Raw genomic sequence first — 21,019 nt, 5'->3', positions numbered from 1 at the left:
CATGTCCTTAAGGAGTACGTCATGAGCAAAAGAGATTTCCCCCCAATTCATCCCGGCGAAATTTTGAGAGAGGAATTTCTTGTTCCGTTGGGTATCAGCCAATATCGGCTCGCCAAAGAAATTCATGTACCGGCGCGGCGCATCAATGAAATCGTCTTAGAAAAGCGCGGCATCTCGGCCAACACAGCACTACGCCTTGGCCGGTATTTCGGGATGACTGCCCAGTTCTGGATCAACCTGCAGGCGCGGTATGACCTTGAAGTGGCACGTGAAGCCATAGGGGACACGTTAATACAGGAAATAAAACCGCTTAACAAGGCCGCCTGAGCCAAGTTTCAATTCCCAGGTAGGTAACCAAATAAAAGACCTCGTTCAACTTTTTCAAACCGAGTCGCCAGGTTGCGATTATCTGCACTAGCATAGGACATCGTTGAAACAATCCCGAGGTGCGCACTACGGCTTTCAACGCTTGACAGTTCGTTGCTGCCGAATGCAGTAAGTCGCGACCTGGTAAACATCACTCCCCAATCTCATCATCCCGCCCTCCAGGGATCAGTCACCGACAAACCATCGATCAACGCAAAGTCTCGCGTATTTCTTGTGGCCAGCGGCAGCTGATGGCACAGGGCGATAGCAGCGATCTGGGCATCTTCGGTGGTTGTCGTCAAACCGGCCTGGCGCCTGCCGAGAACCTCCGTGGCATAGAAGCCGGCCGCTTCGTCGTCAAACGCCAGGCAGTTGCCGGAAAAATCGAACTCGAACATCTGCCGGGCGGCCAGTTCCAGGGCATCGCGGCGCTTGCCCGCCGGCAACAACCCGATGCCGTACAAGATCTCGGCCTTGGTGATGGCGCTGATCCAGAGGCGCATTGTTCCCTGGCGGGTGAGCATAATTCAACCATTCTTTGCGTATTCAGCCGGAACTCGTGGAAATTCACAGCGGGAAAGAGGAGGTCAGATCGGGAGCAGATCTTGAACGACACCTTGCGGGTGACCGCAGTCTGTTTTTATGCTTATGGTCGACGAATTTCCGCTTTATCCATGCAAGGCATGTTGCACCGCGTGAAGAATGTTCTTCGAGTGGGTGGGGTGGACATGAACCGTTTGGGCGATTTGCCCGAGGGTCAGCTTGTTTTCCATCGCCAGGGCCAGCTCGTGGATCATTTCGGTAGCCGCTTCGCCGATGATGACGGCTCCGGCAATCCTCTCGGTTTTCTCTTCGACAAAGAGCTTCATGAAGGCCGGAGCGACCTTGTCGACGAGGGCACGACCATTGGGAACCTGGGGCAGGGTCAGGGTTTTGATTCCGTCATCGGCCTCGGTGACGCCGATAGCGGCCACTTCCGGGTGACAGAAAGTGACACGCGGTACCGTCCCGACGTTCATCCTGTTTTCGGTTCCGTTCAGCAGGTTCATCGCCAGCACCTGTCCCTCCTTCTCCGCTGAGTGGGCGAGAGACATTCCGCTGATCACATCGCCCAGGGCATAGATGTGGGGGATATTGGTCTGAAGCGACGGATTGACCTTGATCGCCCCTTTCTCGGTGACGACCCCGGCGGCTTGGAGATTGAGATGTTCAATGTTCGGCCGGCGACCGATGGCGACCAGCACCTTGTCGACGGTATCGGTGGGCACATCCCCGGCATAATGAACCTGAACCTTGTCATGGCTGATTTCCAGACGTTCGATCCGGGTCTGCGTTTTGACCGTGAGCCCCTGGTTTTCAAAGGCGCTTTGCAGCATTTTTCCTGCCTCCCGATCTTCACGGGGGATAATGCTTGCCAGCGCTTCGACGAGGATGATTTTGCTGCCGAAGGTATGGTACAGGGTGGCGAATTCGCAGCCGACGGCACCGCCGCCGACAATCAGCATCGTTTCCGGTAATTCGGTGTTTCTCAGGAGGTGGTCGCTGGAGAGGATATGCCGTCCGTCGAAAGGGGCAAACGGAAGCTCAACGGGTTGCGATCCGGTCGCGACAATAATCGTTTCACCCCGGATGAGGTCGGTAACCCCGTTACTCTTCGTGATCATGATTTCGTGGTCGGAGGTAAAGGCGCCCTGGCCTCTGAAGGCGGTGATCGGCGCCTGGGCAAACATCCCCTGAACCATCTCACGCAACTGGGCGATGTCCTGGTCGGCGACGGCGCGTACCCGGGCCAGGTCAACAGGCTTCACCTCCAGGTCCAGGCCATAAATCCCGGCCTGTTTGGCGTGACGGTAGGTCGTCGCAGCCTTGAGCATCGATTTGGTCGGCATGCAGCCGCGGTTCAGGCAGGTTCCCCCGAAGGAATCCTGCTCCATTTGCACGATGGCTACGGATTTTCCGTTCTGGCTCAGCATGATGCCTGCGGTCATGCCACCGGGCCCCCCGCCGATAATCACGACATCAAAGTTTTTCATTCCGTTATCTCCTCTCATTCGTCTGATTTTTGATTTTCCAGCGACTGCATGGCCTTGTCGAGCAGGCGGTGGAAAGTTTCTAGTTCTTCCCTGGTCATGTGCCGGGTCATTGCGGCGATCACTTCATCCCGTTTTATTCGCAGGACTTCGACGGTGGGACGGGTTTTTTCGCTGAGAAAAATCCGCGCCTGGCGCTTGTCATCCTCGTTTAAGGTTCGGTAGATCAAGCCGTCCCGTTCCATGCGGTAGAGAGTGTTGGCCATGGTCGGCTGCTCAACCTGAATTTTTTGGCAGAGCTCCTTCTGGGTCTGGCCCTCCTCGTCATGCAGACAGCAGAGTACCGGAAGCTGCCCCTGTGTGACGCCGTGGACTCTGATCCGTTGATTGACTTGCGAGAGCAGCAACCGGCCCAGGTAGTTCAGTTTGTAGCAGAGGTCATCGGTCATGATCCTTCTCCCCAGAGGACGACAAATAGTCGGCTATATAAAAAACATTGTCGGCTATCTTTGTCAACGGAATAAGTCAGCGTGAAATTTTTGGTGTGACGTGCGAAAGGGGAGCGGGCGAGGTCGGAGGTGGCTTTGTCGGAAAATTTAACAGTCCCTCATTCAAGGAGGATGCGCTGAACTTATTTGAAAATTAAGAGCCGCCTGCGGATCGGATCCCGCAAGCGATTCCTAATTGTCGGTGGATCGATTCACCAATAGACCGCAGAAATCGCTCGCCGGGAAATATCTGGCGGGAAGTACGAGGGCGGGCAGCTTACGCTCGGCAGTCTAATCCACTCTGCGCCGTTCCGAAGAATGCCGTTGACAACCACCCGGGCCTCGGCTATTCATCGTCCGTTCACACTCCCCACTTTCCCGGCGAGATCTTCCATGCGCGAATTCATGCGGGTCAAACGGTCGATATTTCTTCTGGCGCTGATCCTTATCCTGGCCCTCGGCATGGCCCAAGCCGCCGGGAAGACCGTCCGGATTCATCCCGATACTCCTCGGCCCGGCCGTTTCGTGGTCGAGGGGACGCGGCTCGTCGACCGCGCCGACGGGCGGGCGGTCTTTTTTCGCGGCATGGGCTATTCCCCCTATATGCCGGGTGAGACTCCCCAGCACGGGGCGGGGCCGGGGAACGACGGGCGCTATACCCAGCATCTGGCCCTGCTCAAGGGGATGGGGGTGAATTACCTGCACGTCTTCCCCCTGCGCATGCCCGCCAACTTCTTCACCGCCCTCGACGCCACTGATCTGGTCTACGGCCAGGATATCTGGATCGATCCCTTCACCCCCGACCTGCTCGATGAGGACTACCTGGCGAAGACCCTCGCCAACATCCGGCAGGTCATCGACCACACCTATGCCGTCGGTCGGCCCGAGCGCCTGGTGCTCTTTTCCATTGGCGACGAGTTGCAGGCGGCGACGGTTGAGCGCACCAACAAGCTTCATCCCGAGGTGCGCGACTACCGGGGCAAACACCTGACCGTGACCGGGCGCAGCGCCAGCGAGGTTGCCCTGGCCCGTCTCATTGACCAAGCGATGGACTACGAGTTGACCCGTTACGGCCGCCGCCATCTCTACACCCACACCAGTTGGACGCATATCGGCCCCATCGCCGACCGCCCCGATCTCGAACTCCCCCGCGAGCACCTGCTGGCGCCGGACATGGGCGATCTCATCTGCATGAATATCTACACCTACGCCAACGGGGTGAAGACCTCGCCCCCTGGGTCGGTGACCGGGACCAGCTATCAGGGCTATCTGGAGGAACTCGCGGCGACCACTCGCCTGCCGATCCTGGTGACCCAGGTGGGATTTTCGACCTCGCCGATCATGCCCCGGCCGGAGCTGGCCGATTATGGCGGCAATCGGGCGCAGCGGGTCGCCGAGGGTTTCCGTTCGGTCTGGCGGGATATCCGTAGCGCGCGCGGGGCCGACCGCTTCTGCGGCCTGGTCTTTTTCGAGTTTCAGGACGAGTGGTGGAAGATCGGTTGGACCCCCGAGGACGAGTTCCGCCACGAAGCGGGCGACCCCGAGGAGTGGTTCGGGATCTATGAAGTGGGCAGGAACAACAAGCTCTTCCCGAAGGGGGATCTCCCCGAGGTGGTGCGGAGTCTGTTCACCGGTCCCTGATGGTAAAAATCCCTTTTCCCAGTCGATAAGTCTTTATGGCCATCTTTAAGGTTCTTGCCTATCTTTCCCTGATCGTTGTCACCCTGACCCCCTTTTTTCGTCGTCTCGCGCTCAGTGGGGTTGGCGAATACATCGGGCTGCTCTCCGATGCCGGGGTGGGTCTGCTCCTGCTCGCCCTGCTCCTTTGGGCGCCCCGGCCGGTGCGCATCCTGCTCGCCCTGCTCTGGGCGGCGTTCATGATCGGCGCCAATGAACTGGCGGCGGCGATGAACCGCCTGCCGACCTGGCAGGATCTGCATTATCTGACCAATGCCGATTTCGTCCAGAAGAGCGCCTCCGGCTTCAATTTTTCCGCTCCCGGACTGGTCTGGCCGCTGGCGGTCACGGCGCTGCTGGTCGCTCTTTTGCCCCTGGCCCGGCCGCGCCTGCGCTATTCCCTGCCCCTGCTCGTCGTCGGCGTCGCCATCCTCGGCCTGCACACCCGCCTCAGCCTTGCCCGCGACGATCTTGCCGTCATCCCCCGGCACAATGCCCTGCACTGGTTTGTCATCGACACCTTCTTCGCCCCGCCCCCCTTGACTGCCGAGGAGCTGGCCAACTTCCGTCTCCCCCCGGAGTACGACCGGGCCGATTTCGACGGAGTGCCCCTGATTCCCACGGGCAAGGCCAAAAATGTGTTGATCATCACCTTGGAGGGGATTCCCGGTCTCTACCACCCCGAAATCCGTCAGGCCATGGGGGTGGGGAATTACGACAAGGTGACCATGACCCGCCTGGCGGAAAGCACCCCCGGGGCGATGCTGATTCCCGACTTCACCGTTCACAGCCACCAGACCATTCGCGGCCTTTACGCCCTGCTTTGCGGCGATTTCAGCAAACAGTCCTGGAGTACGGCCAAGGCGGTGGAGCTTTTCGGCAACCCCCGGCGGGCCGAACAATGCCTGCCCGCCCAGCTCGCCGCCCAGGGTTGGGAGAACCACTACCTGCAAGGGGCCGGGCTCGCCTTCATGGGCAAGGACCGCTTCATGCCCCTGATCGGTTTCCATGAGGTGCACGGTTCGGAATGGTTCACTGAGCCCAATCCCTATCCCTTCGAATGGGGGGCGATCGACGCGGTCCTCTTTCGTGGCGCCCGCGCGTATATCGCCGACCTGCGGAAGAAGGAGAAGCCCTGGATGCTGACCCTGCTGACCGTCGGCACCCATCAGCCCTACGCCGTGCCCGATGAGATCGTCGCCAACTATCCCGACCGCCGCGCCGCCACCGTTGATCAGCTCGATCAGGCCCTGGGCCAGTTCATCGAGGATCTGCGCGCGGACGGGGTGCTGGAGGATACCCTGGTGGTCATCGCCGCGGACGAATCCCACGGCGCGGAAATCGGCGACTGGACCAGCAGTTGGGGGATGGGGATGGTTCTGGCACCGGAAGGCGAGACCTTGCCGCGCCTCAAGCCGGGGGGGTACGGGCTGGTCGATACGGAGATCTCGATCCTCGACTATCTCGGGCTGCCGGTGCCGGAGGAGGTCGTCGGCCGCAGTTTCTTCCGCGATTACACAAGCCCTCGGGAGATGATCGCTTTCACCGCCTCCAAGCGCCGCCGGCATACGGCCGACAATCTGCGCTACGAATGCAGCGACGACGGCCGTTGTCGAGTCGGAAAGGCCGACAGCTTGCTCGGGCCCCCTCCGGCCGACTTCACCCGCGACGAGCAGGGGCGCCGAAATCCCGTCTTTCTCATCGCCGGCGCCCTCGACCGCAAGCTGCTGCCCAAGGAGGGGGCGCGGGTGCTGAACTTCGCCGACGGCGAAATCCGCCCCCTGCCGGAGAAGATCCGCAGCGAGTGGTCCGATACCCTGGTCGGTGCCCAGGGGCTCGATTTCCCAGCGAATTCCAGGGTCCATGTCACGATCAGGGTGAAGATGCTGCAAGCGCCGCCGGAGGGAGTGCAGCTCAAGCTGATTCTGAAGATGTGGGAACACACTATCCACAGCATTCCCCTTCCCGAGTTCCCGGTTCTGCGCGCGCAGGAGGAAGGGACGGTCGAATTCTCCTTCGACAACCCGGAAGAGCGGCGGTCCTTCTCCTTTCACCTCCTGGGGGAGGGGAAGGATGCGGTCGTGCAGATGGAGGAGTTTCGGGTGTCTGTGGAGATCTGACGCGGGAACGGTTCAGGGAAGAATTTGCCCCGGGGGGTCACTGCCGCCACTGCTGCAACGTGGCCCGAATGATTTCGAAATAGCCCGGCGCCCGCACGACTTCTTGATATCCCGGAACGGCCCCCACCCACTTGCCCAGTCGGACGTTGCGTTCCTGGGTGAGATAAAGGGTGGGCAATCCCATCAGCGCCGGACCGTCCATGCCGGCCGTGGTGACGCCGATCTGGCCCACCAGGCCGTGACGGTCTTTCAATTCTTCAAACAGTTGCAGTTGCGCCCGGCGCATGTCCGGCCCCTGGAAGAGCGGCTCTTTCCAGCACAGGGTCAGATCCACTCCCCTTGTCGGCACAAGGTCGGCGGGAAGAGCATCGCCGAAAAAGATGGGAGTGAGCCCGGCAGTCAATACCAGCTTGGATAGCTGACGCAACTCCTCAAAACAGGTATTGCGCAGGGCATCGTGGTCACCCGTTCGGATCCAAAGCAGCACCTTCTGTTTTGGATTTCCTCCCCCATGGCCATCGATCCATGATCTTAAGGAAGCCGATGGCGGTTCATCTCCCAAAAACGCTGCGCGAAGGGTGCGCTGTGCTCCTGGCGGGTCGGCGCGAAATGCCTCAGCGATGATATGAGTCAGGTGTTTGGGGCTCGACGGACGAGACCGATAGGGGCGAAGGGACCCTTCCAGCCCGGCATCGAGAAGGAATCGTTTGGCCTGCACTTCCTGGGCGGCGCCGGGTCTGATCTGGATGGGAACGCCGGCAAGCAGTGCCGCAGCAGCCAGGTACCAGCCTTCGCCAAAGGAAAAGCCGGGATCGGCATGGAACGTATAAGCGCAGTTCCGCTCCGTGACGATTTTCCTGGCGGCTTTTGCGGCAACTTCAGCCCTGCGGGCAATCGTTCTCGCCTTGGCCGTATCAAGGAGCCGGGCAAAACGTGCGGCCGCTAATGCCGCCACTTCCGCAGTGCAAGCGATCTGCTCAACGCGCTGCCAGCCCTCTTCGCAATCTGCCAATGTCGGCGCCCGCTGCGCTCCGCGAGAGAGCTGCCCGGCACCATAGCGCGCATCCTCGGCCCGGGCCCCGTGTGCCTGCACCAACACCCACTGGAGTAACGCGGACTCGCGGCTTTCCAGATTGTTGTCCAGCGCCCGTGTGGCCAACAAAACAACCTGCTCCAGTCGAGATCGATAGTCATCGCGCACTCCGGGCAGATGCAGCGTTCCCTGCAATGCCGTGGCCTCCGCCAACAGAGTGGCAGCCTTGTGTGCAAGCCCCTCGCCATCCCTTTTGTGATGGAGCAGCCCTGTCACAGGACCTTCTTCGACCATGTTTTCGGCGCGAGCGGCCCGTCTATTTCCAACTCAACATTGTGTAAAAAAGGGCGGGGCCCGCGAGATTTGATCCAGGCGATCATAACAGCCAATCCCTCTTCGAGTTTCACCTTCGGCTGGTAATCGAGCAGTCGCCGGGCCTTGTCGGCGCAGCAGTTGGCAAAGAAAACCTCCTGGGGGCGGCTATCGATCCGGTTCGGCTGCAGATCAAAATCGAGCAGCCGGGCGATTGTGGCGGCTAGCTCGTTGATGGTGACAAACTCATCGTCGGGACCAATATTGATGATCTCATGGACACAGCGGTCGTCCGAGGCCATCCGCAGCAGCGGGTCGACCACATCAGAGATATAACTGAAACAGCGACTCTGATTGCCGTCCCCGTAGATATAGGGCTGGCGTCCTTGCAACATCAGGTTGATGAAAATAGCGGCCACGTTGCGATACGGATCGTCGTACCGCTGCCGCGGCCCGATGATATTGTGAGGAACCGCCACCACCCACTCCATGCCGTGGGTTTCGGCAATATTGGCCAGCAGCCGTTCCGCACTCCATTTGGCGATACCGTAGGGGTCCTGAGGAGCCGGCACCATATCCTCGGTAAACGGAACCTCATTGGTGCCGTACCTGGCCATGGACGAACAGAGAACGAAGCGCTTGACTCCTCCGGCCGCTGCCGCGGAAACAACGCCACTGGTTGCCGTGACAACGTTCCGGGTGACCAGATGTGGGCTGAATACGGAGAGGCCTTCATAGGCTGTGGCAGCGCAATGGTAGACAATATCGACGTCTTTCATCAAAGTGGCCAGTGGCACAAAATCATTGCAGTCGATTTGATGAAAGACAGCACCACTCGGAACATTGTCAAGGTAGCCACCCATCAGGTTGTCACATCCTGAAACCCGGTACCCTTCAGCCAGGCACCTGTCCGCAATATGACTCCCTAAAAAACCGGCTATTCCCGTAATGAAAATTCGTTTTCCGCTCAATTGAAACACTCCATGCCGGATTTTTTTTCATCGCTCAGGTCAGCCGTCCCGTTTGTCGCAGGGCTTCATAAAGCACGATGCCGGCGGCGGTGGAGAGGTTGAGGCTGCGGACGATGGGGGAGAAGATTGGAATGCGCAGGCAGCGCTCCGGGTGGGCGGCGAGAAGGTCTGCGGGCAGCCCTTCGGTCTCCTTGCCGAAAACGAGGAAATCGCCGGGAAGAAACTCGGCCTCGACATGGCTACGGGCGGCCTTTTTCGAGGTGTACCACCAGCGTCCATCGGGAAAAGCCGCTTGCAACTGGGAAAGTGAGTCCCAGCGGCGCACGTCGATGGCTTCCCAGTAGTCGAGCCCGGCCCGCTTCAGTTGTTTGTCGTCGATACTGAAACCGAGCTTGCCGACCAGATGCAGAATGGTGCCGGTGGCGCCGCACAGCCGGGCGATGTTGCCGGTGTTGGGGGGGATTTCCGGCTCGATGAGGACGAGGTGAAAGGCTGTTTGGCTGGTCACGGCCTCAGTCCCGCCAGCGGCGATGAACCCAGAACCACTGGGTCGGCGCCCGTCGCACCGCCGCTTCGATATTGGCGGTGAGGTGAGCGGTATTGTGGATCACCGTTTCCGCCCCCGGCTCGTCGGCGAAGAGAATCGGCGGCTGCGCGATGATTTCGTAATGGAAGTCCTCGGTACGGTAGGAATAGATGGGGACGATGGGGATACCCTGTTTCATGGCGAGTTGGGTGATGATTGGGGTGGTCCAGGCCTTGCGCCCGAAAAAATCGACGGGGACCGCCTCGCTCCGGCTGATGTGCTGGTCGAGAAGGACGGCGATCATATGTTTTTGTTTGAGGGCGCGCAGAATCCGCCGGGCGCCTTTTTTACTCTCTATGCAGCGGCCGCCAGCGGCTTCCCGCAATCGCTCAAAATAGCGGTCGACGTAAGGGTTTTTCATGCGTTTGGCGACGAAATCGACGGGAAAGCCCAGTTGCGGGATCAAAAAAGTCCCCACTTCCCAGAAGCCGATGTGCCCGGTCAGGAGCAGGACCCCCTTGCCCATGGCGTGGGCCTGATGCAGGTGTTCCATGCCGACCAGGGTGAAATAACGATCCACGTCGGCCTGGCCGCGAAACAGGTCGAGGCGCAGCATCTCGACGGCGCTCACCCCGAGATGACGAAAGACCGCCCGCACGTCGGCCTTGATCTCCTCGCTCGATTTTTCGGGATAGGCGCGGCGCAGGTTGTCGGTTGCGGTTGCGACGCGTTTTTTCTGCGTCAATCGCGCCAACTCCCCCAGTTTTCCCCCCAGGCGCAGGGCGGTGACGCGGGGCAGGACGCGGGTCAGCCCGGCCAGAGTCAGAAAGAGAAGGTATTCGAGAAGATAACGGCCGCGGCTTTGCCGCTTGTCTCTCGGCTGATTACGAAAGCCGTGGGGGGCAGGCGGGCGTGAAGAGTGAGTCATCGAGAGCCTCATGGTCGTCGGATTGGCCGCGACCCGAATAAGTCGGCGCCGGGGGGGGCATTACGGATACGGGCGCGGAGTTTACCATTTTTTCCGCCTCTCGGGCAATATAAAGGCGGACGGTTGAGGCCGTCCGCCTGGGATTCACTCACGGCCGATTGCGTCGGCGATGTCAGGTTTGACTGGCACGCAGGGCCTGATCGAGGTCGGCGAGGATGTCGTCGATATCCTCGATGCCGACCGACACTCGGATGAAATCTTCGGAAACCCCGGCGCTGCGCTGTTCCTCGGGTGTCAGCTGTTGGTGGGTGGTGGAGGCCGGATGAATGACCAAGGTCTTGGCGTCGCCGATATTGGCGAGGTGGCTGGCCAGTTTGACCCCGTCGATGAAGCGCGCAGCGCCGGCAGCCCCGCCTTTGATGCCGAAACCGATGATGGCGCCTTGTCCTTTCGGCAGGTAGCGTAAGGCGTTGGCGTGGTCCGGATGGTTTTCCAGTCCGGGATAGTTGACCCAGGCGACGGCGGGATGGCCTTCGAGGAAGTGAGCCAAGGCCAGGGCATTATCGCAGTGGCGCGGCATGCGCACATGGAGCGTCTCCAACCCCTGAAGAAACTGGAAGGCGTTGAAGGGGGAGAGGCAGGGGCCGAGATCGCGCAGCAGGGTGAGGCGCATCTTCAGAATGTAGGCGAGTTGGCCGAGGGCCTGGTGATAAATCAGGCCATGATAGCTCGGGTCGGGGCTGGTGAATTCGGGGAAGCGACCGCTTGCCCAGTCGAAGTTGCCGCTGTCGATCACCGCGCCGCCGACGCTGGTGCCGTGGCCGCCGATAAATTTGGTCAGAGAATAGCAGACGATGTCGGCGCCGTGCTCGATGGGGCGGAAGAGGGCGGCCGTGGCGACAGTGTTGTCGACGATGAAGGGTAGCCCGTGCTTGTGAGCGATCTTGGCGATGGCCGCGAAATCGTCGACATTGTTCTTGGGGTTGCCGATGCTTTCGGTGAAGACTGCCTTGGTGTTGCCGTCGATAGCGGCGGTAATGCTCTCCAAGCGCGAGGTGTCGACGAACTTCACCGCGATGCCCATGCGCCCAAGGGTGTGACGGAAGAGGTTGTGGGTGCCGCCGTAGAGGGAACTGCTCGACACAATGTTGTCACCGGTCCGGGCGAGGTTGAGAATTGCCAGAAAGATCGCCGAGGAGCCGGAGGAAAGGGCGAGGGCGCCGACCCCGCCGTCGAGGGCAGCCAGACGTTTTTCCAACACGTCGGTGGTGGGGTTCATCAGCCGGGTATAGATGTTCCCCATCTCCTTGAGGGCGAAGAGATTGGCGGCGTGTTCTGTCGAGTTGAAGACGTAGGAACTCGTCTGGTAGATAGGGACGGCGCGGGAGCCGGTGGCCGGGTCGGGAACCTGCCCGGCGTGGAGGGCGCGGGTTCCGATCCCCTGGGGGTGGAAATCACTCATGATGGTCTCCTTCGTGGCGTAGAAAGGCGAAAGGCATCGTTGAGCTTTAAGGTCAACTTGCTATTTTTATCTTCTATCAACGCGAAGTTTTTATGTCAAGAATATATCGCCAAAAAAAGTCTCGTCATTGGTCGTAAATAAAAAGGCGGACTCCTGCGAGCCCGCCTGGGGAATGGAGATGTTTATAGGAATCAGCCGGCGTTCAGCGCCTGTTCAACATCGGCGATGAGGTCGTCGATATGCTCGATGCCGACGGAGAGGCGGATCAGGTCGGGCGTGACCCCCGAGGCGATCTGCTGGGCCTCGGAGAGTTGCCGGTGGGTGGTGCTGGCCGGATGCAGCACGCAGCTGCGGGCATCCCCCACATGCACCACCAGGGCGATGATTCTGGTCGCTTCCATGAAACGGATGCCCGCCTCGCGCGCCCCTTTGATGCCGAAGGTCAGCACCCCGCTCGCCCCTTTCGGCATATATCTTTGCGCCAGGGGATAGCTCGGGTGACTCTCCAGCCCCGGATAGTTGACCCAGGAAACCTTCGGGTGCCCTTGCAGGAAATGGGCGAGGGCCAGGGCGTTGGCGCTGTGACGTTCCATGCGCAGGGGCAAGGTGGTCAGCCCCTGATGGAAGAGAAAGGAGTTGAAAGGTGAAGGGGTGACGCCGAGATCGCGCATGTATTGGGCTCGGGCCTTGACGATGTAGGCGGACGGGCCGAATTTCTCCACGTAGCGCAGGCCGTGGTAGGAGCTGTCCGGTTCGGTCAGTTCCGGAAATTTGCCCGAGGTCCAGTCGAATTTGCCGCCGTCGACGATGACCCCGCCGAGGCTGCTGGCATGGCCATCGATGTATTTGGTCGCCGAGTGGATGACGATATCGGCACCGTGATCCAACGGCCGGCAGAGGTACGGTGTCGGAAAGGTGTTGTCAATGAGCAGCGGTACCCCCGTCGCCCGGGCGACGGCGGAAAACTTTTCAAAATCAAGAACATTCAGACCGGGATTGCCGATGGTTTCGGCGAACAGGGCCTTGGTTTCCGGGCGAAAATGTTTTTTGATCTCCTCCGCCGAGGAGTCGGGATTGACGAAGCTCACTTCGATGCCGAGTTTTGGCAGGGTGTTGGCGAAGAGCGAGTAGGTACCGCCGTAGAGAGTGCCGGCGGTGACGATATGCTGCCCGGCCCGGCAGATATTCATGATTGACAGGGCCGTGGCGGCCTGACCCGAGGAGGTGGCCAGGGCCCCGACGCCCCCTTCCATCAGAGCAATCTTGCCTTCGAAGGCGTCAGTGGTGGGATTGCCGAGGCGAGTGTAAAAGGGGTCGGGCAGGTCGAGGTCGAAGAGTTTGGCGACGTGCTCGGCGCTGTCGTATTTGAAGGTGGTGCTCTGGCAGATCGTTGGAATGCGCGCTTCGGTCGCTTTCGGCGCATAGGTTCCCTGGACCGCCTGGGTTTCGATTTTCCAGGATTTGCTCATGCAGGCCTCCTCGATACGGATTGGAAAGCGGCATCATAGCAGAAATGGCTTGAATGAAAAGGGCAAATCCCTGAGTTCGACACGGTCGATGGAGTCTTGCTCTTCGTCCTTTCCTCCCTTATGCTGGCCGTCATGGATATTCTCACTCTCGACGCGATCGTCCGCGAACTTAAACCCCTGTTGACCGGCGCGGCCGTTGGTAAAATTCATCAGCCCGGCGCCGACGATCTGGTCCTGCGCCTGTGGAATGGGCGGGAGAATCTGCGGCTGCTGATTTCCGCCTCGGCCCGCGCGGCGCGCCTCCATCTGACCGCCGAGACCGCGCCCAATCCGCAGACACCACCGCGCTTTTGTCAATTGCTGCGATCGCGGCTGCGGCGCCTGCTGACCATCGCCCGGGTTCCCGGTGAACGTATCGTGCGCCTGGTCTTCAGCGGGGCAGGGGAGAGTCGTTGGACCCTGGTCGCCGAGCTCTACGGCCCGCAGGCCAATCTTCTGCTTCTCGACGGCGAAGGGCGGATTGTCGACAGCCTGAAGCGGCAGGCGGAGACTGGGCGGCCGGCTTTGCCCACTACGGTCTACGTTCCACCGCCGGCCCTTGAGCGGCTGGATCTGGTCGCAGACCTTCCGCAACCGCCGACTGAGCAGCCTTTGGTCGACTGGCTGAATCAGGCGGTGACGCCCATGACTCCGCTTTTGGCGGCCGATCTCGATGCGGCCGTCGCCTGCGGCGGCGATCTGCGGACGGTTCTGGAGGATTTTCGAGCACTTTGGCTCGCTGAGAAATTCTCCCCCTGTATTGTCGGTTGGCGGGGACGTTCCTGGCTCACGCCGTTGCTTCCGGCTTATCTGGAACTGGAATCGGCGCGGCGCTTTGCCACGGTATCCGAAGCGGCCGAGGCCTATTACTGCGATGGGGCGCAGGACGCCGTTTTTGGCGGCGGTCGCGGCGAGTTGGAACGCCTGCTGGGCAAGTCCAGGGCACGGCTGCGTCGGCGCCTGGAACAGATCGAAGCGGAAACGGCCCGCATGGGCGATTATCAACGCGAGCAGCAGTGGGGCGAACTGCTGCTCGGCAATCTCGCCCGGTTGCGTCGAGGGATGACGGAACTCTCCGTGGACGACTGGTATGCCGAGCCGCCGACCCAGGTGACCATTCCCCTCGACCCGGGGCTGACGCCGAAGGAAAACGCCGAGCTCCGCTTCAAGCGTCACCGCAAGGGGAAACGAGGGCTGGAACACGCCGAGCGCCGACGGACCGAGACCCTGGAGGAACTGGACTGGCTGGAGGGGGTGGCGTTGGCGCTGGAGGAGGCGGATAGCCCCGCCGAACTCGATCCGGTGCGGGAAGAGTTGGTCGCCGCCGGGTTGCTCAAGGGGGCACGCCCCGCTGCTAAGCGTCCGGCGTCTTCCGGTGTCGATGCAGGCATCCGGCAAACTCTTAGCCCCTCGGGCTTGACCATCTTCTGGGGTCTAAATAACCGCGCCAACGACCGGGTCAGCAAGTCCCTGACCGCTACCAACGACCTCTGGTTTCACGCTCATCGTCTGCCTGGTTGTCACCTGCTGCTCAAGCGTGACGGGCGGCGTGAGATCCCGGAAGAAGATATCGTTTTTGCTGCGTCCCTGGCGGCGGGGTATTCGCGGGGGCGGCACGACCTCAAGGTTGAAGTGATGCTGACCTCGGGGAAAAAAGTGCGCAAGCCCAAGGGCGCCCGACCCGGGCTGGTTCTGGCCGAGCCGGAACGGACCCTGATGGTGGCGCCTCGCCGCCTGGAGAGGGATGCCGGAAAAAGATCGGAATAAAGTTATTTTTGTTGCAATGCCAAAATCCTTTTGTTATAAACACCCTCGCTTCACGCCGAAGTGGTGGAATTGGTAGACACGCTAGGTTCAGGGTCTAGTGCGCGTAGGCGCGTGGGAGTTCGAGTCTCCCCTTCGGCACCAAGAAAAAACAGGGGTTGACGAGAAATCGTCAACCCTTTTTTTCGTCCGGCAACGGCGCTGCAGCGGACAGCGGCGGTTCCGTTTCCCTTTTTCCGGGGAAACGTGTATTCTGACCGCCTTTCTAAACGCGGAGGATTCATGTCCGAAGGGCTGACAATCAAACAGATTACTATTGTGCGCATCATCACCATGACCGGCGGGGTACTTGGGTCCTTGGTCTTGCTGCATGAACACGGCTTTTTTTATTTCGGTCCCCAGTATACTCTGAACCTGTCCAACGCCCTGGTGCTGATGGTCGGGGTTCTCTGTCTGATCAAACTGATCAAACACTGCCGGATCTGGCGCGGTATTCGCCGTTCGCAACACTGAGCTTCGCCGGTCGGCAACGAACGATTTTTATTTTCCCCTTCCACGAAAGGAATCCTTTGCCATGACCGACCTCGATCTGGCCCTGAGCCTTTGTCAGCAGGAACCCGAAGATCACGATAAACAAACACGTTTTTACGATCTTTTTCTCAATTCCAACTTCTACGTGCCAACCCAGGCGGAAGAGGGCAAGTCCGGGGAAATCACTGCCGACGATTCCGAGAATGCGGTGCCGTTGATTATCGACGGAGAAGGGGAAGATTTCCTGATGCTGTTTGATCGGGAGGATCGCCTCTATGCCTGGGCCGGTGCCGAAGTCAGTTATGTGCTGGTGGCGGGTTACGCCCTGGCGCGCATATCGGACCCGCCTCTGCATTGGGCGCTCAATGTCGGCAGCGACTATCCCAAGCAGTTTCTCCCCGATGAAATCGGCTGGCTGCGCAGCGTGGTTGAAAACTGTGAGGGTGAAGCGGAAAGTTCTTCAGCCCCGGCCTGATGTAAAACGCCCGCCTGAAAAGGCGGGCGTCGTTTTTTCAACTCAGAGCATGGCTCTGGCCATGATCGTCATGTACTCCTCCCGATACACCGTCTTTTCCTCGGGGCTCTCTTCCGGGGTAAAATCGCAATCCCCATCCCCATCCCGGCAGTATTCCCCCCGCGTCACATAGTCGAGGACGATTCGCGGCACGTCGTAGTGATTGATGGTGCGGTGACGCGTCACCTTGCCGTTTTCGATGAAGTAGATGCGGTTGAGGTGGATATCCCCCTCCACTCCGGCCAGATAGTTCAGGGACCGATAGGTTAGGGGCCCCTGGTCGAGGCTGGGGAGGTGATCGCTGACCAGAATCACCAGACTTTCCGGATCGATGCGCTGCAGGCCCTGAACAAATCTGGCGATGGCCTCGGTGCGGTAGTAATACTGGTTGACCGCGCGCTCCAGTTGGCCGAGCTGGGGTGCGCCTTCCACCCGGAGAACCCGGGGACGCTTGGCATCGTCGAGGATATGCGGCAGGTGGCCGTACATGCCGATGATATAGTTGAAGAGCGGTCGTCCCTTGCTGGCGCGGATCTTTTCGGCGATGAAAGCAAGATTGCTGTCCAGCAGGTCGCCGTCGAACATGTAAATTTCGTCGCCGACCTCGCCGGTGCCGAAATAGCTGTCCCAGCCCGGGGCGAACTCCCGAGGGTAGAAAATACTATTGAAGCCCATGCCGGCATAGGCATTGGTCGAGTTGAAGAAATCGGGCTTGTAGGCATTGCTGGCCAGGGTCTGATAGCCGCCTTCCGCGAGCAGATAAGGGAGACAGGGGGTGGGGGAGCCGGTAAAGACGTCGAACTCGATCCCTGACAGTTCCCGCATCGCCGGAACGCCGCAGAGTACCTCGAATTCGGCCTGGGCGGTGCCGCCGCCAAAGACCGGGGAAATGCTCAGGCTGCCTTTGCCGCCGAACAGTTCGGAAAAGGCCGGATGGGCCGGATCCTTGGAGTATCGGGCGGCGCCGAGCAGGGATGGGTCGAGAAAGCTTTCCAGCACCACCAGATGCACGTTGCGCTTATCCCGCTGATGGCGGATCTGTTCGGTGCGCTTGGCGTATTTTTTCAGATAGGGCGTATCCCCCTGGTAGTGGGTGGTTTCCTGCAGATAGCTGCGGCGCTTCGCCTCGTTGTAGAGCATCATCGCCACTCGACCGTTGGCCTTGGCGCTCTTGGTATCCGAATAGAAGACCATGGCCGTCTGGGTTTTGGCGAAAAGGGCCATGATGCCGCTAGGATAGAGCGCGATGGAGAGACAGATCGCAAACAGGGGGATTGCCGCCGCCAGGGTCGATTTCCAGCGACGCCAAGCGACGGCGCGGAGGAAGAGCGTCAACGGGATACCCACCGCCAGAAAGGTCGCGAGGCGGATGCCCGGCGTGAGAACCTGGATCAGTTCCGGGATCTGCGCAACTTCGGTGATGCGCAGCAGACGGCCGAACTGCATGTGGTAGAGATCGAAGATGACGTAGAGCAGCACGGCGGGAATCGCCGCCAGCCAGGGTTGCCGGCGGGAGGGACGCAGCATGCGGTTGCCGAGCCAGTAGAGATAGAGCAGCAGCGGGATTTCCAAGCGCCAGGCATGGCGAAGGGCAGGCAGGCCGCCGCAGCGCTGGCAGATTTCCGTGGCCAGGATCAGCGCCAGAACGAAAAGGAAGTAGCGATTCAGGAACAAGGAACGGAATTTATCGAGATAGGCTGACATGGTCGGTATGTTCCGGATCGACGGGAGAAGTTGCGCCGGCCCACGAAAAAACCCCGTCTCGCCGTTGGCGGAACGGGGCAGGCTGAGCGGCCTAGCCAACGGCTATCAATACACTAACCATTTTCTAAAGAAAAGAAAATTTTACGTTCCCTTGCTCAGGGAAAGGTTTTCCGCTCCAAGGCGTAAAGGCGGTGGGCCAGATGACCGACGGTCAGGGCGAAGGATTGGGAGCGGTTCCAGTGGAGGAGCACACGGAAATTGTCGTAAACCAGAAAGGCCGGACTGTTGGTGCCGTCGGGGAGCAGCAGCGATGCCTGGAGATGACCGGGCCCATCGATATGGCGAACGCCGAGGCGTCGCCATTGAGCGAGGGTCTTGCGCGTGTTCAGTCCAGCCAGACGAGTATTGAAACCCTTGGGTAGCACTACCTTTTCCCCCCAGCCCTGTCCCGAACGCCAGCCGTTGGCATTCAAGTAGTTGGCGGCTGAGGCCAGAGCATCGGCTTCGTTGCTCCAGATGTCCTTGCGCCCGTCACCGTCGAAATCGACGGCGAAATTCATGAAACTCGACGGCATGAACTGCACCTGCCCCATAGCTCCGGCCCAGGAACCGACCATGCTCTCCGGCTGGATATGCCCCTGATCGATGATCTCCAGGGCGCGGAAGAGTTCCCCCCGGAAAAACTCCCCCCGCCGGCCGTCGTAAGCGAGGGTGGCCAAGGCCTGGATAACCGGGGTCTTGCCCTGATGATCGCCGAAATGGCTTTCGATCCCCCACAACGCCACCAGATAATGGCCGGGCACCCCGAAGTGGGCGTTGATACGGCGCAACAGGTTGCGGCGTTCCAGATAACGGGCCTTGGCCCGTTCAATCTTTTGCGGGGGCATCACCCGTTGCAGATAGCGGCTGTACATCCCGGTGCGTTTCTGACCGTCGCTGCGCGGCATCTGCTTGCGGTCCTGTTCGATGACGTAATCGAGCGGCGTCAGTCCATCCAGGCCGGAGGCGACCGTCGCCGGGGAGATCCCCCGGGCCAGGGCCTCGGCGCGAACCTGGTCGAGCCAGGTCGTGAAGTCGGGAAGGTTCGCCATTGCCGACGTCGGCGTGCTGAAAAGGGCGAGTAGCAGGCAGCCGATGAAACATGCGTATCTTGTCATGATTTAATCCCGATAGCGCCGCAACAGGTCACCGTAAGCGTCGATGCGCCGATCCCGCAGGTAGGGCCAGATGCGCCGCACCGCTTCGCTACGCGCCCGATCGATCTCTACCAGCAGCACTTCTTCCTGATCTTGGCCGGCACTGACCAACAGTTCCCCCTGGCAACCGGCGGCGAAGCTGCTTCCCCAGAAACGGGCGCCGGCGGTCTGACCGGAAGGATCTTCCTCGAAGCCGATGCGGTTGACGCTGACGACGGGGATGCCGTTGGCGACGGCGTGCCCGCGCTGGATGGTGATCCAGGCGTCGCGCTGACGGGCCTGCTCATCGGCCCTGTCGTTGGGATCGTAGCCGATGGCGGTGGGGTAGATGAGCATCTCAGCCCCGGCCATGGCCATCAGCCGCGCCGCTTCCGGATACCACTGATCCCAGCAGACGAGTACCCCGAGGCGGCCGACGGAGGTGTCGATGGGGGTGAAGCCGAGATCGCCGGGGGTGAAATAGAATTTTTCGTAATAGCCGGGATCGTCGGGGATGTGCATCTTGCGGTATTTCCCGGCGATGGAGCCGTCTTTTTCCAGAACCACGGCGGTGTTGTGGTAGAGGCCCGGCGCCCGCTTTTCGAAGAGGGAGGTGACGATGACGATCCCCAGTTTCCGGGCGAGAGCGCCGAAGACCTCGGTGCTCGGTCCGGGGATGGTTTCCGCCTGATCGAAGCAGCCGGTCTCTTCCGTCACGCAGAAATAGAGGCCACAGTGCAACTCCGGCAGCACTACCAGTTGCGCCCCTTGCGCGGCGGCGCGGCGGATGCCGTCAATGCTCTTACGGATATTTTCTTCCCGGTTGGCGGTGCAACCGTGCTGCACCAGGGCGACTTTCAGCGTATTCATGCCGGAACTCCTTTCGGCAGCTGCATGGTGACGCAATGCAGGGAGCCGTGTTGCCGGATCAATGCCCGGCAATCGATGGGCACGATCTCCCGGCCGGGAAAGGCCCGACCGATGACGGCGCAGGCTTCGGCGTCGGCTGGGTCGTCGTAGGTCGGCACCAGCACCGCGCCGTTGATGACGAGGAAGTTGGCGTAGGTGGCGGGCAGGCGGCCGCCTTCGTCATCGAAGCAGGCTTTGGGCCAGGGCAGAGGGAGCAGACGGAAACGCCCCCCGGCGCGGGGGCGCAGGGCGCGCAGCTCCGCCTCCATGGCGGCCAGGGCGCCATAGTGTTCGTCCTGCTCGTCGGCGCATCTGACGTAGAGGATGGTGTTGTCCGGGGCGAGCCGCGCCAGGGTGTCGATGTGTGAGTCGGTATCGTCCCCGGCCAGATAGCCGTGTTCCAGCCAGAGGACATGATCGACCCCGAAGAGTTCCCGCAGCTTTTCTTCCAGTTCCACCCGGGTCAGGTGGGGATTGCGGTTGGCTTCGAGCAGGCACTGGGCGGTGGTCAGCAGCGTCCCCGCGCCGTCGCTTTCGATGCTCCCCCCTTCGAGGATCAGCCCCGGCACCGACACCCGGCGCTGGCCGAAGCCCCCGAGGCGGGCCAGTTCGGCGGTGATGCGATTGTCGAAATGGGCGGCGAACTTGAGACCCCAACCGTTGAAGCCGAAATCGCAGAGGACCGGTTCGTCCTCCTCGAAGATGGTGATCGGGCCGAAATCCCGCGCCCAGGTGTCGTTGGTTGGCAGGGCGTAGAGCGAAACCCGCTCCAGATCGATCCCGGCCCGGTGCAGTTGTTCGGCGATCGCCGTCGTCTCCGGGGCGACGATCAGCACCCGCTGAAAGCGAGCGACGGCTTTCGCGATGGCGACGAAGACTGGCTCCACCAGGGCCAGATCCTCACACCAGTCGCTATTTACATGCGGCCAGGCGAGAAGAACGGCCTCCTGCTCTTCCCATTCGGCGGGCAAACGTCTGCGCATAAAAGTGAATATCCTTAC

General features: G+C 60.6%; 19 protein-coding genes and 1 tRNA gene. 7 read left to right on the top strand and 13 right to left on the bottom strand.

Going from position 1 to position 21,019, the window contains the following annotated elements; translation table 11 throughout:
- Positions 1 to 21: 21 nt before the first annotated feature.
- Positions 22 to 327 carry a HigA family addiction module antitoxin gene (locus tag BQ4888_RS09600; protein ID WP_092056774.1) on the top strand — a complete coding sequence of 102 codons (306 nt, stop codon included), beginning with the start codon at positions 22 to 24 and terminating at the stop codon, positions 325 to 327.
- A gap of 206 nt (positions 328 to 533) precedes the next feature.
- Here the strand turns inward: BQ4888_RS09600 and BQ4888_RS09595 are convergent, their stop codons facing one another.
- The 3 genes from BQ4888_RS09595 to BQ4888_RS09585 all read right to left on the bottom strand — a co-directional run bounded on the left by BQ4888_RS09595 (position 534) and on the right by BQ4888_RS09585 (position 2,845).
- A complete protein-coding gene (locus BQ4888_RS09595) occupies positions 534 to 890 on the bottom strand; it encodes a PIN domain-containing protein (protein WP_092056772.1) in 357 nt (118 codons plus the stop codon).
- A gap of 144 nt (positions 891 to 1,034) precedes the next feature.
- On the bottom strand, positions 1,035 to 2,399 hold the full coding sequence (gene lpdA / locus BQ4888_RS09590) for a dihydrolipoyl dehydrogenase (RefSeq protein ID WP_092056770.1): 1,365 nt from the start codon (positions 2,397 to 2,399) through the stop codon (positions 1,035 to 1,037).
- A gap of 14 nt (positions 2,400 to 2,413) precedes the next feature.
- The gene (locus BQ4888_RS09585) at positions 2,414 to 2,845 is read right to left on the bottom strand and encodes a MarR family winged helix-turn-helix transcriptional regulator (RefSeq protein ID WP_092056768.1); all 432 of its coding nucleotides are present in this window, start codon (positions 2,843 to 2,845) and stop codon (positions 2,414 to 2,416) included.
- Between the two features lie 432 nt (positions 2,846 to 3,277).
- Between BQ4888_RS09585 and BQ4888_RS09580 the strand changes: the two genes are divergently transcribed.
- Positions 3,278 to 4,525 (top strand): hypothetical protein, encoded by a 1,248-nt coding sequence (locus tag BQ4888_RS09580; RefSeq protein ID WP_092056767.1) that lies wholly within the window; start codon positions 3,278 to 3,280, stop codon positions 4,523 to 4,525.
- 35 nt (positions 4,526 to 4,560) lie between these two features.
- Positions 4,561 to 6,681, top strand: a complete 2,121-nt coding sequence (locus BQ4888_RS09575) for an LTA synthase family protein (RefSeq protein ID WP_092056765.1) — start codon at positions 4,561 to 4,563, stop codon at positions 6,679 to 6,681.
- A 37-nt stretch (positions 6,682 to 6,718) separates the two neighbouring features.
- Here BQ4888_RS09575 and BQ4888_RS09570 read toward each other — a convergent pair whose 3' ends face one another.
- The 6 genes from BQ4888_RS09570 to BQ4888_RS09545 all read right to left on the bottom strand — a co-directional run bounded on the left by BQ4888_RS09570 (position 6,719) and on the right by BQ4888_RS09545 (position 13,382).
- Positions 6,719 to 7,990, bottom strand: a complete 1,272-nt coding sequence (locus BQ4888_RS09570; protein WP_240746320.1) for a hypothetical protein — start codon at positions 7,988 to 7,990, stop codon at positions 6,719 to 6,721.
- On the bottom strand, positions 7,987 to 9,006 hold the full coding sequence (locus tag BQ4888_RS09565) for an NAD-dependent epimerase/dehydratase family protein (protein WP_092056761.1): 1,020 nt from the start codon (positions 9,004 to 9,006) through the stop codon (positions 7,987 to 7,989). Before BQ4888_RS09565 ends, BQ4888_RS09570 begins: the two co-directional genes overlap by 4 nt.
- A gap of 25 nt (positions 9,007 to 9,031) precedes the next feature.
- Entirely contained in the window at positions 9,032 to 9,505 is a 474-nt protein-coding gene (locus BQ4888_RS09560; protein WP_092056759.1) for a tRNA (cytidine(34)-2'-O)-methyltransferase, read from the bottom strand.
- A gap of 4 nt (positions 9,506 to 9,509) precedes the next feature.
- A complete protein-coding gene (locus BQ4888_RS09555; RefSeq protein WP_170232811.1) occupies positions 9,510 to 10,451 on the bottom strand; it encodes a lysophospholipid acyltransferase family protein in 942 nt (313 codons plus the stop codon).
- A 172-nt stretch (positions 10,452 to 10,623) separates the two neighbouring features.
- Positions 10,624 to 11,913, bottom strand: coding sequence for an O-acetylhomoserine aminocarboxypropyltransferase/cysteine synthase family protein (locus tag BQ4888_RS09550; protein ID WP_092056756.1), 1,290 nt, complete (start codon positions 11,911 to 11,913; stop codon positions 10,624 to 10,626).
- A 191-nt stretch (positions 11,914 to 12,104) separates the two neighbouring features.
- Positions 12,105 to 13,382, bottom strand: coding sequence for an O-acetylhomoserine aminocarboxypropyltransferase/cysteine synthase family protein (locus BQ4888_RS09545; RefSeq protein WP_092056754.1), 1,278 nt, complete (start codon positions 13,380 to 13,382; stop codon positions 12,105 to 12,107).
- 132 nt (positions 13,383 to 13,514) lie between these two features.
- On the opposite strand from BQ4888_RS09545, the gene BQ4888_RS09540 reads away from it, so the two are divergent.
- The 4 genes from BQ4888_RS09540 to BQ4888_RS09525 all read left to right on the top strand — a co-directional run bounded on the left by BQ4888_RS09540 (position 13,515) and on the right by BQ4888_RS09525 (position 16,191).
- Positions 13,515 to 15,188, top strand: a complete 1,674-nt coding sequence (locus BQ4888_RS09540) for an Rqc2 family fibronectin-binding protein (RefSeq protein ID WP_170232810.1) — start codon at positions 13,515 to 13,517, stop codon at positions 15,186 to 15,188.
- Positions 15,189 to 15,242: 54 nt separating this feature from the next.
- Positions 15,243 to 15,329, top strand: a tRNA-Leu gene (locus BQ4888_RS09535).
- A gap of 138 nt (positions 15,330 to 15,467) precedes the next feature.
- Entirely contained in the window at positions 15,468 to 15,698 is a 231-nt protein-coding gene (locus BQ4888_RS09530) for a hypothetical protein (protein ID WP_092056750.1), read from the top strand.
- 61 nt (positions 15,699 to 15,759) lie between these two features.
- Positions 15,760 to 16,191, top strand: coding sequence for an SseB family protein (locus BQ4888_RS09525; RefSeq protein WP_092056749.1), 432 nt, complete (start codon positions 15,760 to 15,762; stop codon positions 16,189 to 16,191).
- Positions 16,192 to 16,233: 42 nt separating this feature from the next.
- Here BQ4888_RS09525 and BQ4888_RS09520 read toward each other — a convergent pair whose 3' ends face one another.
- The 4 genes from BQ4888_RS09520 to BQ4888_RS09505 form a co-directional block, all read right to left on the bottom strand.
- Complete coding sequence (locus tag BQ4888_RS09520) at positions 16,234 to 17,934, bottom strand: LTA synthase family protein (protein WP_092056747.1); 1,701 nt, start codon at positions 17,932 to 17,934, stop codon at positions 16,234 to 16,236.
- A gap of 155 nt (positions 17,935 to 18,089) precedes the next feature.
- Positions 18,090 to 19,091, bottom strand: coding sequence for a lytic murein transglycosylase (locus tag BQ4888_RS09515; RefSeq protein ID WP_092056745.1), 1,002 nt, complete (start codon positions 19,089 to 19,091; stop codon positions 18,090 to 18,092).
- A 3-nt stretch (positions 19,092 to 19,094) separates the two neighbouring features.
- Positions 19,095 to 19,979 carry a carbon-nitrogen hydrolase gene (locus tag BQ4888_RS09510; protein ID WP_092056743.1) on the bottom strand — a complete coding sequence of 295 codons (885 nt, stop codon included), beginning with the start codon at positions 19,977 to 19,979 and terminating at the stop codon, positions 19,095 to 19,097.
- On the bottom strand, positions 19,976 to 21,001 hold the full coding sequence (locus BQ4888_RS09505; protein WP_092056742.1) for an agmatine deiminase family protein: 1,026 nt from the start codon (positions 20,999 to 21,001) through the stop codon (positions 19,976 to 19,978). Before BQ4888_RS09505 ends, BQ4888_RS09510 begins: the two co-directional genes overlap by 4 nt.
- Positions 21,002 to 21,019: the final 18 nt, after the last annotated feature.

The organism is Desulfuromonas acetexigens, assembly GCF_900111775.1.
Classification (GTDB): Bacteria; Desulfobacterota; Desulfuromonadia; order Desulfuromonadales; family Trichloromonadaceae; genus Trichloromonas; species Trichloromonas acetexigens.
Note: the sequence above shows the minus strand (reverse complement) of the source record. Positions and strands in the feature narration are given on the sequence as shown.